At 39.5% G+C, this 13,776-nt stretch carries 10 protein-coding genes; 8 read left to right on the forward strand and 2 right to left on the reverse strand.

The genetic code is table 11. The annotated features are described in order from the left end of the window. The first annotated feature begins 869 nt into the window (after positions 1-869). On the forward strand, positions 870-2,666 hold the full coding sequence (locus TOL2_RS00945) for a methyl-accepting chemotaxis protein (RefSeq protein ID WP_014955692.1): 1,797 nt from the start codon (positions 870-872) through the stop codon (positions 2,664-2,666). A gap of 24 nt (positions 2,667-2,690) precedes the next feature. Here the strand turns inward: TOL2_RS00945 and TOL2_RS00950 are convergent, their stop codons facing one another. Next, the gene (locus TOL2_RS00950; RefSeq protein ID WP_014955693.1) at positions 2,691-3,401 is read right to left on the reverse strand and encodes an acyltransferase; all 711 of its coding nucleotides are present in this window, start codon (positions 3,399-3,401) and stop codon (positions 2,691-2,693) included. Further along, a complete protein-coding gene (locus TOL2_RS00955; protein ID WP_014955694.1) occupies positions 3,398-4,447 on the reverse strand; it encodes a prenyltransferase/squalene oxidase repeat-containing protein in 1,050 nt (349 codons plus the stop codon). The genes TOL2_RS00950 and TOL2_RS00955 overlap by 4 nt, the downstream gene beginning before the upstream one ends. A gap of 162 nt (positions 4,448-4,609) precedes the next feature. On the opposite strand from TOL2_RS00955, the gene TOL2_RS00960 reads away from it, so the two are divergent. The 7 genes from TOL2_RS00960 (at position 4,610) to TOL2_RS00990 (ending at position 13,746) form a co-directional block, all read left to right on the forward strand. Further along, the gene (locus TOL2_RS00960; RefSeq protein ID WP_014955695.1) at positions 4,610-7,018 is read left to right on the forward strand and encodes a 3-hydroxyacyl-CoA dehydrogenase/enoyl-CoA hydratase family protein; all 2,409 of its coding nucleotides are present in this window, start codon (positions 4,610-4,612) and stop codon (positions 7,016-7,018) included. Positions 7,019-7,033: 15 nt separating this feature from the next. Then, entirely contained in the window at positions 7,034-8,212 is a 1,179-nt protein-coding gene (locus TOL2_RS00965; RefSeq protein WP_014955696.1) for a thiolase family protein, read from the forward strand. Positions 8,213-8,806: 594 nt separating this feature from the next. Next, positions 8,807-10,123 (forward strand): DUF262 domain-containing protein, encoded by a 1,317-nt coding sequence (locus TOL2_RS00970; protein WP_014955697.1) that lies wholly within the window; start codon positions 8,807-8,809, stop codon positions 10,121-10,123. 1 nt (position 10,124) lies between these two features. Beyond that, the gene (locus TOL2_RS00975; protein WP_041279723.1) at positions 10,125-11,210 is read left to right on the forward strand and encodes an AAA family ATPase; all 1,086 of its coding nucleotides are present in this window, start codon (positions 10,125-10,127) and stop codon (positions 11,208-11,210) included. Continuing rightward, positions 11,210-12,100 (forward strand): hypothetical protein, encoded by an 891-nt coding sequence (locus tag TOL2_RS00980; RefSeq protein ID WP_014955699.1) that lies wholly within the window; start codon positions 11,210-11,212, stop codon positions 12,098-12,100. Before TOL2_RS00975 ends, TOL2_RS00980 begins: the two co-directional genes overlap by 1 nt. Positions 12,101-12,257: 157 nt before the next feature. Continuing rightward, positions 12,258-12,875, forward strand: a complete 618-nt coding sequence (locus tag TOL2_RS00985) for a type IV toxin-antitoxin system AbiEi family antitoxin domain-containing protein (protein ID WP_014955700.1) — start codon at positions 12,258-12,260, stop codon at positions 12,873-12,875. Beyond that, positions 12,868-13,746, forward strand: a complete 879-nt coding sequence (locus TOL2_RS00990; RefSeq protein WP_014955701.1) for a nucleotidyl transferase AbiEii/AbiGii toxin family protein — start codon at positions 12,868-12,870, stop codon at positions 13,744-13,746. Before TOL2_RS00985 ends, TOL2_RS00990 begins: the two co-directional genes overlap by 8 nt. Positions 13,747-13,776: the final 30 nt, after the last annotated feature.

Raw genomic sequence — 13,776 nt, forward strand, 5'->3', positions numbered from 1 at the left:
TTTGCTTGTTATTAAATAAACTATTATGTTTTCAATACCTTTGCCAAACTAAGTGCCTGGACACAAGTTCCTTCCTGTACATAGTAATGAATTTCGCTGGTTGAGAGGTCGTCTTCAAAGCTCGAATTGGAAGAAACTTTAGTTCAGATGCTTAAAATTTAGTTTGGGATGAAAAATGAGCAGTTGTTGTATTATGATATGCGATCGTTACAAAACATATTATAAGGAAGAGCTGCTCATTAATGAAATTACCACGCTTTCAGGGGTAATCCCAACATTCGCACTACCAAGTGTCAAATTTGTTCACGGTGTTGCTGAACGATACCCAAAACAGTATTTTTGCTTATATTGAGTTCTCTTGCAATAAATCGATAAGACCTCCCCTCCTCAATCAGGGTTAATACTGGGACGTCTAAATCTTCCTGTTTAGTTTGCTCATAATTTGGCCCCCCATTGAGCCTGCTTGGGTTGCAGGTAATCTATCCATCTGTAACTCATGCATTTCAACACGCTTATCGCACATACGTTTTGATCAATAATGATCAAGCGGGTCAACCCCTTTTTTATGGAGATTTTTTTCTCGTATATTTTATTTGATTTATGCTTGCCATAACCGCTCATTTTTTGTCTGATCTCCTTCCCCCTTACCCTATTTTTTTTATAAATAGTGCCTGGTCAAGCAGCTTGAACATCTTGAAAAAGCCTTGCGGAAAAACATCAGAGTCTGGTAAATATAGCTAAGCATTTTGAATCTTTTTTTGTTGAGTTTACAGCTCAGAATATTATAAATAAAGCATTCAAGATGCATTTTTTTGTCAAATTTAATAAGTTATGATTTACAAGTAATAATAATTTGGGAGAATCAGCAGATGAATAAGCGGGTATTTTCATTAAAAGCAAAACTAATCATGATGACTCTTGTCATTGTGTTAACTGTCATTGCTATCCAGACGGCAATAAACCTCCAGCGCATCTCCAAACAAAAAGAAGCGCTGATTCATTTACAAGGTAAGGGTTATGAACAATTCATGCGTGAGATCAATCAAAGCAGTGAGGAAAACATGCGTTTGGCTTTGATGATAGCCAATATGGATTTTGTCCATCAAACCATGAAAACAAAAGACAAGTCAGGATTACTCAATGAGATAAAACCATTGAACGACATATTAAACAACAGCAACAAGTTTAACTATCGGATTCATTTTCACGAACCCGGAAGCGTATCATTCTTGCGTGTTTGGAAACCGGCTAAAAATGGTGATCCACTGGCTGGTTTTCGTATGACCGTTAATAAAGTTCAGGAATCAAAAAAGCCGGTAAAAGGTATTGAAGCAGGTAGAGGCGGATTGGTCGTCCGGGGACTTGCTCCCATATTGGATGGTGGGGAAATGATCGGCAGTGTGGAAGTGTTTTGCGATATCAGTGATATTGCCGAAAGCATAGATGAAACCAATGCAATTTACGGTCTGGACAAAATTGAAGCCACGGCTGTGCAATCGGTTCAAAAATTAGGTAATTTTAATGTCTTAAAATCACCTCCAAAAGATATGGGTGATGTTGATGCATCATTTGTTGACCAGGCAGTTAAAAGTGTAATGACAAAGGAGGCAGGCAACACACTGCTGACAGCTTCACCTGTAACAGATTATCAGGATCAAGTGGTAGGGGTTTATGTCCGGTTCCTGGACATCCGACAAATCAACGCTGATATTAGATCCAACATAATTATCATGATACTCGTGGCGGCTGTCCTTATAACGGTCAGTTTCTTTTTTGCAATGTTATTATCCAACTCGGTTGCAAACCCTATTAAGCTAATTATCGACGGTCTTTTCATGTCATCGGTTCAAGTCGACAGTGCCTCAAAACAAATCGCTGCCATTAGTACTGCTTTGGCTGAAGGCTCTTCCGATCAAGCGGCCTCCATAGAAGAGACCTCATCCTCTCTTGAAGAAATGGCATCCATGACTAAAAATAACGCGAAGAATGCCATGCATGCTGATAATTTAATGCAAACAGCCAATCAGATTGTAACCAAAGCCTACAAATCCATGACTGATTTGACCATATCAATGCAAGATATTACGGTAGCCAGTAAAGAAACATCAAAAATAGTTAAAACGATTGATGAAATATCCTTTCGGACCAACCTGCTCGCCTTAAATGCCGCCGTTGAAGCTGCCCGCGCAGGAGAAGCCGGGGTAGGCTTTGCCGTCGTAGCCGATGAAGTCAGGAATTTGTCAATGCGTGCCGCTGAAGCAGCCAGGAATACAGCCATATTGATCGAAAGCACAGTTAAAAAAGTAAGTGATGGTGCAGAACTTGTTCAATCCACGAATCATGATTTTAATGAGGTTGCTGAAAACACAAAAAGGGTCGGAGGGTTGTTGAAAGAGATAGCTGCAGCTTCGAATGAACAAGCTCAAGGAATTTCTCAAGTCAATAGTGCCGTTGCCGACATGGACAAGGTTGTGCAGCAAAATGCGGCCAGTGCGGAGCAAAATTCAGGTGCTTCATCTGAGATGAACGTTCAATCCTTAAAAATGAAAGAGTTTGTTGCGGATTTGTCTTTGCTGATCCAAGGGGATGGAAGGAGTGCTGTGACTTCAAGACATGAAGATACAAAACAGTTGCGGCTTTATCAAGATACACTTCCAGGCAAGTAACGATCCCGGCGTATATTGCCCTTTTTAACTCCAGAAAAGGGATCTGACCCATCCGAAAAAAGTATTGCCGGCAAGAAATTCTTTTTCTGCGGATTCAAGGGCAATCGTCATTTTACTTGCATCTGAGAACCTGTCTTTGCGTGTGATTATGGGCTTATCCGGGTCGAGACTCTTTACGATTGCAGCGGGATTTCCTGCTGCAATCACATTGGCAGGTATGTTGGATGTGACAACGGCACCCGCACCTATAATGCTGTTTTTCCCAATGGTCACCCCCTTGCAGATAATGGCGCTGTCGCCCACCCATACGTTTTCTTCAAGCATTACACTGTGGGTCTCTTTTGGCGGCATGGACCGGTCATAAATGCCGTGCCAGTCTGAATCGGTTATATAAACATGGCTTGCCAGCATGCAGGAGTCTGCAATGGATATATGGTTTGCGGCACTGATTCTTACTCCGGGAGAGATCAGGACATGGTTGCCTATGGAAATGCCTCTGATGTCTTTTTTATCCGACCAAACCGTCAGCCGGGTCTTTTTATCTGAGCATCCCAAAAGGGTTATATGATCCCCGATGCTGACGGGGCCTCCAAATATTTCAATGTGCCAGGGTTTTACAATGAACGGATGTTTTCCAAGGCTTGTCAGCTGCGGAGAAAGCTTATAACGGACATATAGATGCAAAAGCCGATACCAGGCTTTTTTGATATAATAGGGCCTATGATCTTTTATCAATTTAAAAAACCCTTATACGCAAAACCATCCCATGACCGGTGGCAAAAAAGATCGGACGCAGGGGTCAATGCATATACTGCATCCGCTGCCAGCAGCACCACTGCATTGGTCCAGGAAATCTTCTCTTCCGGCCAGATCACCATGTCCGGGTAAGTATAGCCGCACCAATAGGTCTTGTCTTCATATCTCCTGTTTTGTATCCAGGAAAAGACAATTTTGGCTTTTTCCATTTGCCCCATGCCGGATAAGGCCAGGACAAGTTCGGATGTTTCCGCCATGGTTACCCATGGCTGGTCAGATACACATCTGGCTCCCTGGCCCTCTATGACATATTTGTTCCAGTATTTTTCAATTCTGTTTTCTGCTTTTTCTCCTGTCAAAGCACCGCTTAAGACAGGATAAAACCAGTACATGGAAAATCTGGATTTGCTGACATTATAATTGTGGATATTTTTTCGTATGGAGTTGCCTAATTTGTCAAAGGCGGTTTCCCATGACCGTCTTTTTTTTCCAAGAATTCCGGCAATGGCCAGGGCGCATTTTAAACTCATGAAAATAGAGCTTGATCCTGCCAGAAGAGACATGGGATCAACATTGCCTTCCGGGCTTTTGGCCCAGTAAATTTCTCCGGTTTTTGTCTGCAGGCTGATGGCGTAATTGATCCCTTTTTCCATTGTGGGCCAGTAATATTCAACAAATGCAGTGTTTTTATCTGTCAACCATGTATGAAAAAGCCCCACGGAAAAATAGGCGGCCATATGTGTTTCACAGGTTTTGTCTTCGGGTTTTCCGTTAACATAAGAGGAATACCATGATCCATCAGTATTTTGAATGATTTTCAGCCATTCAAATGCACGGTGTGACGCGTCAAAGCATTTGCCAATGTTCAGTCCCATGATGGTTTCTATGAGATCCCAGGGGTCTGTTTTGCCGTCCTTGTGCCATGGAATATCTCCAGATTCTTGTTGAAGAGATAAAATAAACGTAACAACCGAATTAATATCCAGGGCGTCAGAAAGTTTGATCCTGGAGCCTTTCAGGGCCATTGAGTGTCTCCGATCAAAAAATATCTTTAAAAATTAAATTTGCACACTATCAAACCTGTTCTTTATTTACAAGAAACTTGACAAGCCCGGGGATTATCTGTTAATCAAAAATGAATATCCATTCATAACAATCCATAACAATTCTTGAGCCAGGAGGAAATCATGATAAGAAAAATCAGAAAGGCTGCGGTTATCGGGTCCGGGATCATGGGAGGCGGGATTGCGGCCCTTCTTGCAGGTGCCGGAGTAAATGTGCAGTTGTTGGATATAGTTCCTTTTGATCTCAAAGAGGATGAAAAAACTGACCCGGCTGCCCGTAACCGGATTGTAAATGCAGGACTTGAGGCATCACTGGCGTCATCTCCTGCTTTGTTTTTCAATAAAAAAGATGCCGGGCGGATTAAAACCGGAAATCTTGAAGATGACATCCAAAACATTAGTGAATGCGACTGGATCATTGAGGTTGTTGTTGAAAACCTGGGCATTAAAAGAGATCTTTTCGCAAAAATTGAAAAATTGAGAAAACCCGGTTCAATTGTTTCTTCAAATACTTCAGGCATCCCTTTAAAAGATATTTGCAAGGGGTTTTCCAAAGAGTTCAAGCGACATTTTATGGGAACTCATTTTTTTAACCCTGTTCGCTATATGCACCTGCTTGAACTGATACCGGGTGCGGACACCCTTCCTGAAATTCTTGACTTTATTGCCGCGTTTGGCGAAAAAAATCTGGGCAAGGGTATTGTCTGGGCAAAAGATACGCCTAATTTTGTGGGAAACAGGATCGGCATTCAGGAGATCGGGGCCATCATGAACGCCATGGAAGAGGACGGTTTGACCATTGCCGAAGTGGATGCCATATTCGGCCCTGCCCTTGGCCGCCCGAAAACTGCTATTTTCAGGCTGGCTGATCTGGTTGGCTTGGATACGATTGTGCATGTGTGTAAAAATTCTTACGATCTTTGCCCGGACGATGAGCAGAGGGAGGCCTTGCTCCTGCCAGGTTTTGTTGAAAAAATGGTAGATAAAAATCTTCTGGGCAACAAAACCGGGGCGGGATTTTATAAAACCGAACTGACACCGGAGTGGAAAAAAATCAGAAAAATATTGAATCCGTCAACCATGGAATACCAAGACCTGGTAAGACCAACATTTCCCTGTATTGATGCGGCAAAGAAAAAAGAAACCTTAAAAGAAAAAATAGACTGCGTTCTTAACGGGGATGACAAAGGGGCCAAATTTGCCTGGAAAATGGCGACCAATAGTTTTTTGTATGCAGCAAACAGGGTTCCGGAAATTGCCGATACGATTGTTGAAATCGACAATGCCATGAAATGGGGATACAATTTTGAAATGGGTCCGTTTGAACTCTGGGATGCCTATGGAGTTCAAGCTGCGGTTGAACGGATGGAAAAACAGGATCTTAAAGTGCCGGCACATATAAAGGGGATGCTGGAAAAAGGCAATACCTGTTTTTATAAACTAGAAAGAGGCATTCAATATTATTATGATTTTGTATCTGATGCTTATAAACCAGTGCCTGCCGGCAAAAACATGGTTTCCATTGCAGCTGCCAAAGGCAACCGCAAGACAGTAATGGAAAATAATTCTGCCAGTCTTGTTGATATTGGCGATGATGTTTTTTGTATCGAATTTCATACCAAAATGAATGCCCTCAATGAAGAGATCGTTGATTTGATGGGAGATGCCCTTGATTATGTGGATAAAAACGGGGCAGGGCTTGTCATAGGAAATGAAGCCGGGGGAGTGCCGGGTGCTTTTTCGGCTGGGGCTGATCTTGCGTTTATTTCAAGGCTCTGTCATGAAAAAAAATATGCTGAAATTGACGTTTTTCTGAAAAAAGCTCAAGCAGGCGTTCAAAGGATAAAATATGCGGCTTTCCCGGTTGTGGCGGCTCCTTACGGTATGGTGCTGGGCGGCGGTTGCGAAATCTGCCTGGGGGCAGACAGAATCGTAGCCCATGCCGAGCTTTACATGGGGCTTGTGGAGATCGGTGTAGGCCTGCTTCCGGCAGGCGGCGGCACCATGAACCTGTGGAAAAAATATATCACTGCCCTGCCGGCCAAGACTGCCAAGGACACTGACCTTGCTAAATTTTTTGTCCCTGCCTTTATGAACATCGCAATGGCATCCGTTTCAATGTCGGCAGCCCAGGCAAGGGGAAACGGTTTTCTTGGCCAGGCCGACAGAATAGTCTTTAATCGTGACAACCTTATCGGCGAAGCAAAAAAAGAAGTCCTGAAAATGGTGGATGACGGATATATTCCTCCGGCCAGACAACCCCTTATTGTCATGGGAGATGCGGGCCAGGGCATGGTGAATGCGGAAATTTTCAACCTGCTCAACGGCAAATTCATGAGTGAACATGATGCCTTTCTTGCCCGGCGGATAGCCTATGTGATGGGTGGAGGTGATGTGAAGACCGGCAGTACTGTTGATGAAGACACCATCTTGAAACTTGAAAGGGATGCATTTGCTGATTTTTGCAAACAGGAAAAAACCATTGCCCGCATTGATCACATGCTTAAAACCGGCAAGCCACTCAGAAACTAAAGGAGGACATAAGTCATGAGAGATGCATACATTGTACAATCGGTCAGAACCCCCGGCTGCAAACAAAAAAAAGGCCAGTTCAGCCAGACAAGACCTGAAGAACTTATCTCCTTTATCATGAGGTCTGCTGTTGAAAGAACGCAAAACCTTACCCCTGAATTTATTGATGATGTTATGCTCGGCTGTGCATTTCCTGAAGCGGAACAGGGGTTTAACCTCGGCAGGATTGCGGTTCAGATGGCGGGATTTCCCGACAAAGTATCAGGTGCAACCATTAACCGTTTATGTGCATCAGGCCTTGAAGCCATTGCACTTGCGTCCATCAGAATTCAGATGGGATGGGCTGATGTGACAATGGGTGCGGGTGTTGAGTCCATGACCTTTGTTCCCATGGCGGGAAACCTTCCCCGTCCTCATCCTGAGTATTCTTTGATTCATCCTGAAATGTATGTATCAATGGGCATTACTGCGGAAAATGTCGCGGTTCGTTACCAGATATCCAGGGAAGACCAGGATGCGTTTGCGGCAAATTCTCAGAAAAAGGCTGCAAATGCCAGGGACAATGGCTTGTTTACGGAAATAGTTCCCACCCCGGCCTGTCGCTATGTCAAGCAGGCGGACGGAACATACCAAAAAGAACACTTTATTGTTGAACACGATGATGGTATACGCGTTTCCACGGTTGAGGACTTGAAAAAACTTCGACCGGTTTTTTGTGGCACAGGCAGTGTCACGGCAGGCAATGCCTCACAGATGACGGACGGTGCCGCTGCCACCATTATCGCATCAAAAGAAAAATGTGACGAGCTGGGGCTGACACCCATTGCAAAGCTTATTTCCTATGCGACCATTGGCTGCAAATCCGATGAAATGGGTGTGGGGCCACGCTATGCCATTCCAAAGGTACTCAAACAGGCAGGGCTTTCCATCGGCGACATTGATATTTACGAAATCAATGAAGCCTTTGCGTCCCAGGCCGTTTACTGCATCAGGGAACTTAAGCTTGATGCCTATATGGACAGAATCAATATTCACGGCGGTGCCATTGCATTGGGCCATCCTCTGGGATGTACCGGTGCAAAGTTGACTGCCACCTGCCTTGCCAACCTCAAACAGGTCAATGGGAAATACGGTATTGTTTCCATGTGTATTGGGGGCGGTATGGGGGCTGCGGCCATATTTGAAAGACTATGATTTATAGGCTACTTGTTCCATAAAAAAGGGCTGTTTCCACAAAGAGAGTGGAAACAGCCCTTTTTTTTAACTTTTTTATTATTTGTTTGGCTTTATCATGATGTCTCATTTGCGTTTTGTCAGTTGATTGCTTTAAAAACCGTAACACCAATTCAAGTAATTTGTATGCTTCTTTACAACAATAATTTATTTTGATACTGAATTACGGATCATTCTTTATATGTTTCAAGACGGATATCATTCAAATATAAAGGATATGCGGAACCGTATAATTACTTGTTGGAGTGTTAATTGCGAGATTTGGATAAAAAATGCATAATTAAAGGTCTTGGTATCGGATTCCGTCCGTCACAGTTTCTGCGTGGTTTGAAACTTGTAGTTCTTTGTAATGTCCACCATAAAAAGGCGGGTTCAGTGAATATGAAGTTATGCCATGGCTAAAGAAACAAACTACACAGTGAAGAAAAGATACTGGTTGACGGCGCACTTGATATGATCGGTTCTACCTTAATTTTAATTTCAGTACCGCATATCAGACCGTTATTAGATTATTATGTAAGTTTTTTTGCTTGATGAAAATTTGGAAAAAATGTGATGGAAAAAAATATAAAAATAGAACTTACCGAGAATACGTTTGACTTTCTTTCAAAAACATTACCTGAAAACATCATCGGTAAACTCAAACCCATTGAGGCACAAGTTTACAATAGTTTTGATGTGTTTTCTTCAATTTTAAAAGGGTTGTTAGGTGATGACTTTGAGGAGTATAAAGATACTATACTTAATTATGCAGTACAAATTGAAAGCGATGAGGATACACTACAACAAGATACTTATATTAACGAAAACGGTAAAACTTCAATTTACCCTTATGACCTCTCAAAAGCCGATATTGACATTCGCGAAGATCCGCAAACTGTTTATGAATTAGTGAAAAGAAAATGGGATAGAGATTTAATTCAAATGCCGGATTTCCAGAGAAAATACGTTTGGAAACCTGAACAGCAAAGTTTATTCATTGAATCTGTTTTACTTAATTTTCCTTTACCACCACTTTATATAAATAAAGATACAAAAGGAAAATATATTGTTGTTGACGGCAGACAACGAATTACAACTTTAAGACGTTTCTTGAAAAACGAGTTTAAATTGCAAGGTTTACGAGCATTTCCGGAATTGAACGGAAAAAATTTTGAAGAGTTAATTGCTATAAATTCGGAATATCAAACAAAAATAGAAGACAAGAAACTGCTGGTTTATCTTATTCAGCCCACTGTTCCAATGGAAATGGTTTATGATATTTTTAACCGCATTAATACTGGTGGAACCCAGTTGGAGCGACAGGAAATTCGGAATTGTATTTATTTAGGCAAAGCAACTGATTTTTTGAAAAAATTGGCTGGTAAGGAGATTTTTAAAGAAGCCATTGATAACGGTATTTCAGACAACAGAGCCAAAGACCAGGAAGCCATATTGCGCTTTTTGGCTTTCAGAATATTTGACTACACATTAGAATACAAAAACAGCATGAATGATTTTGTTGAAAATGCAATGAAACACATTAACGGCAATTACAGTAATGACAAATTGTTGCAGCTTGAAAACGAGTTTGATAAAGCCATGCAATACACGTTGGACTTTTTTGAAAAGAATAATTTCAGAGTCCCAACAGAAAACACAAGAGGACGGGTTAATATTGCTATCTTTGAAACAGTTGCAGGATTTTTTGCATCAAAAAGCGAAGAGTTTCTATTACATAATAAGGCACAGATAAAAGCCAATTATTCGATTTTGATTAAAAACGAGGCTTATATTGATGCTGTAAGGTTTTCAACTGGTGACAAAAGACGTGTTACGACCCGTTTTGATATTGCTTTTGATATGCTAAACCTTGAATGTGAGAATGTATAAAATGATAAATTCCACGCGACTAAAAAATTTCAAAACCTTTAAAAATGAGACTGTTTTTAATGTTTCACAACTTAACCTGTTAACAGGAATTAACGGCAGAGGAAAATCTTCTTATTTGCAAAGCCTGTTATTAATACGCCAATCGCTTGAAGAGCACGGTAATCTTAATAAAGTAATATTTAATGGCTCATGTGTTAATTTAGGATCGTTTCGTGATGTAAAAAATAGATATACAGGTAATGACACAAAAATTGAAATTTCGCATTCGGGTCCCAAAGGAAAAATTGAACTTATAATGAACCGAAGCGAATACGATGATATGGTAGGAATTCCTGGAAATACAACCAGTGAAATACTTAACGATTTTAAAAATATTCACTATATAGCAGCAGACAGAATCGGCCCACAGGAATTTTACCTGAAATCTACCTTACCCGAATTTATCAATGTAGGTACAAAAGGCGAATTTGTAGGCAATGTTTTATTGCAAAAAAAATCGGATTTGATTCATGACAATTTAATTTGTAACCCCAACAGTTCACACGATTTAGAATTGCAAACCGGCGAGTGGCTATCAAAAATACTGGACACGGAAAATGTCAAAGTATTTGCTACCAATGAAGAAAGTAGCCGGGTAATTACATTTTTATTTGGTTTTGGACAATTAAAATTCCGGCCTGCAAATGTTGGATTTGGCTATACGTACATATTGCCTATAATTGTATCTGGCTTGATTGCAAAAGAAGGTGAAATTCTGATAGTTGAGAATCCCGAATCACACCTGCATCCCAAAGCACAATCAAATTTAGTTTATTTTCTGTCGATTGTGGCATCTTGTGGCGTGCAGGTTTTTATTGAATCACATAGTGAACATATTCTAAACGGTATACGTATCTGCGCATTGAATGATAAAATCGATATCACGCACAACGACATATCGATATTTTACTTTGAAGATGATCATGACGAACCGTATAAAAAACTGAATATAAAATCAAATGGAAAAATTGACAATTGGGTTGAGGGCTTTTTCGATCAACAAGAAATTGATTTGGCGGAAATTTTTAAACTTTCAAGAAAAAAATAATGCAATTTGAATTCTACATAGTCAATCATTCGTTTGAATATCGGGACGGAATTTCCAAAGAAAAGATTGAGAATAAAATAAAATCTTTATCAAACGATTATGATTACATCAGGCAATATAAAGAAACAGACAAGATATATGTAAACCCTGATATTTACGATGCCATTATTTTTCCTGAACTAACAATTTGTGATTTTCTCTATTCCCCCAAAGGGCGTAAAAATTTCGACAGGGATACAATTGCATTTCTAAGTAATATCATTGACAAGTCAGAAGAAACAAGTCTGACTTCTAAAGAAATAGTTGGCGATTTACTACCCAAACATAATGAAAATAAAGTCTATGGTTTGTTGTGTTTGCACCGGTTAGATGGTATTGATGCAGAATATCTTGTGTATAATAAAAATAACTGGTTAAATTTCCACCGCTATTTTCTTAGTATTTACTCACACGATGCCCTTTTTTTTATTGATGAATGTAAAAAATATTATCCTGATTTGTATTTTCATGAAAATAATTATCAATCAATAAAAGCCCTTATAAGCAATAGTATTAAAACAGTTGTTCACTATCTGAATGGGTTGAGCAATAACTTCTTGAAATGCAAACAGGAAACAAATAACAGAATTGACTTGCTCAAAAAATTCAATTCTATTTCAAATTTCGATTTCGATGCTTCACCCGAAGGTGATGTAAGCCGCAAAAAAGAACTGACATTTTATTTTATAAACAACCATAAAAAAGATGTTCCGGTTTATTGCGAACTACACTTAAAATTACTGTATGACGATACCAGAAAAGTAAAACAAAACCGCATCTATTTTCACGAGGGAAAAGAGGATATTGAAGAAGGTAAAATATTAATCGGACATATCGGGAAACATTTGTAATCCACCGATTAAAATTATGATATAGAGTTTTATATCCAGTAGATTCATCTGGTGAAATCGATGATTTGCAGCGTTAAAATTTTCTTGACAAATTTCAATTCAGCTCATAGATTGCACCCAGTAAGTCCAATTTATTAGACATATTGGGTGAGATATTATGAAAAATTTAATTCAACTTCCAGCAGAATTTGATTACAATTTATTGCTTCATGTTTTAAGAGATTATAAAAAGCCAAGAGATAAAATAAGAGGTCTGATCAAGAATAAGGATATCTTAAGGGTCAAAAAAGGCCTCTATGTGTTGGGCAAGGATTATAAGAAGCCTTACAATAAGTATATCCTGGCGAATCAGATCTATGGGCCTTCCTATATCACAGGTCAAACCGCTTTGGCATTCTGGAACATGATACCGGAACGTGTTGAACTCATTATCAGCATGACAACTAAAAGAAAAAAGCTGTTTGAAACACCGGTTGGTAGATTTTCTTATTTATATTGCCACAAAAAAGTTTTCAACATTGGGATTAATCTTGAACATGCTGGTGATCAAAAGAAAATTCTAATTGCCTCCCCTGAGAAGGCGTTGAGCGATATCATTGCAACCCAGACTCATATTTCATCGGAAAAGGAAATGAAGGAATTTCTTGAATTAATGAGATTGGATTATGGTGGTATCAAAAAATTTGACTCATCCTTATTAGAAGAAATCAAGGCCAGATATAAAAGGCAAAGTATGAAACTGCTGCTTAATTGCTTAAAGGAATATTATGTTTGATGAAAAAATTGAACAAATGTTAGGCAGGTATGAATTACTTACGGTTCATGATCACGAGAATGCTCTCAAAGAGATCATACAAGAAATCGTGTTGCTTGGTTTATGGCGGTCAAAATTTTATGAAAAGGCTGTTTTTTATGGTGGAAGCGCATTACGAATTCTGCATAAGCTGGACCGTTTCTCTGAGGATCTGGATTTTTCACTAATTCAACCTGAAAATACTTTTGATATTAAAAAATACTTCGGTGCAGTAAAATCAGAATTGGAATTATGGGGTTTTGAGGTTTCCACAGAAGAAAAGACCAAGAAGAATGAAAGCACTATTGAATCAGCTTTCATTAAAGCAAATACATTGATTCATTTATTAAAAATTGATTCAAATTTAAAGACCCACAAAAATGCTGTGATGAAGATAAAATTGGAAATTGATCAGGAACCGGCTATCGGATTTACAAGTGACCTTAAATATCATCTCCACCCCATTCCGTTTACCATTAAAACCATGACATTGCCGAGTTTGTTTGCAGGCAAAATGCATGCCTTGTTATGCCGTACTGTAAGGACCAACATTAAAGGCCGAGACTGGTATGATTTAATCTGGTTTGTGAAGAATAATATTCCATGTGAGTTATATTATCTTAAGAATAAAATGGTACAAACAGGCCATTTCGATTTGTCAGAGGTGTTAGATAAAGAAAAAATTGTTGAATTGTTATCTGAAAAAATTAAGGAGATTGATTTTTCTTTGGCAAAAAAAGATGTTGAACCATTTTTGAAAAATTCAAGACAAAAGGATGAATTGAATCTTTGGTCTAATGCATTTTTTAACGATTATTTGATTCAGGAAATTGGTGTCCAGACAAGTCATTAATTAAAAATCGACTATATTTTCAACAAAAAA

This window comes from Desulfobacula toluolica Tol2, from assembly GCF_000307105.1.
Lineage (GTDB): Bacteria > Desulfobacterota > Desulfobacteria > Desulfobacterales > Desulfobacteraceae > Desulfobacula > Desulfobacula toluolica.

Coding starts and splice junctions, on each gene's coding strand:
- TOL2_RS00985 (WP_014955700.1), top strand. CDS start 12,258: ATGAAAAATTTAATTCAACTTCCAGCAGAATTTGATTACAATTTATTG.
- TOL2_RS00990 (WP_014955701.1), top strand. CDS start 12,868: ATGTTTGATGAAAAAATTGAACAAATGTTAGGCAGGTATGAATTACTT.
- TOL2_RS00945 (WP_014955692.1), top strand. CDS start 870: ATGAATAAGCGGGTATTTTCATTAAAAGCAAAACTAATCATGATGACT.
- TOL2_RS00970 (WP_014955697.1), top strand. CDS start 8,807: ATGGAAAAAAATATAAAAATAGAACTTACCGAGAATACGTTTGACTTT.
- TOL2_RS00960 (WP_014955695.1), top strand. CDS start 4,610: ATGATAAGAAAAATCAGAAAGGCTGCGGTTATCGGGTCCGGGATCATG.
- TOL2_RS00955 (WP_014955694.1), bottom strand. CDS start 4,447: ATGGCCCTGAAAGGCTCCAGGATCAAACTTTCTGACGCCCTGGATATT.
- TOL2_RS00980 (WP_014955699.1), top strand. CDS start 11,210: ATGCAATTTGAATTCTACATAGTCAATCATTCGTTTGAATATCGGGAC.
- TOL2_RS00975 (WP_041279723.1), top strand. CDS start 10,125: ATGATAAATTCCACGCGACTAAAAAATTTCAAAACCTTTAAAAATGAG.
- TOL2_RS00965 (WP_014955696.1), top strand. CDS start 7,034: ATGAGAGATGCATACATTGTACAATCGGTCAGAACCCCCGGCTGCAAA.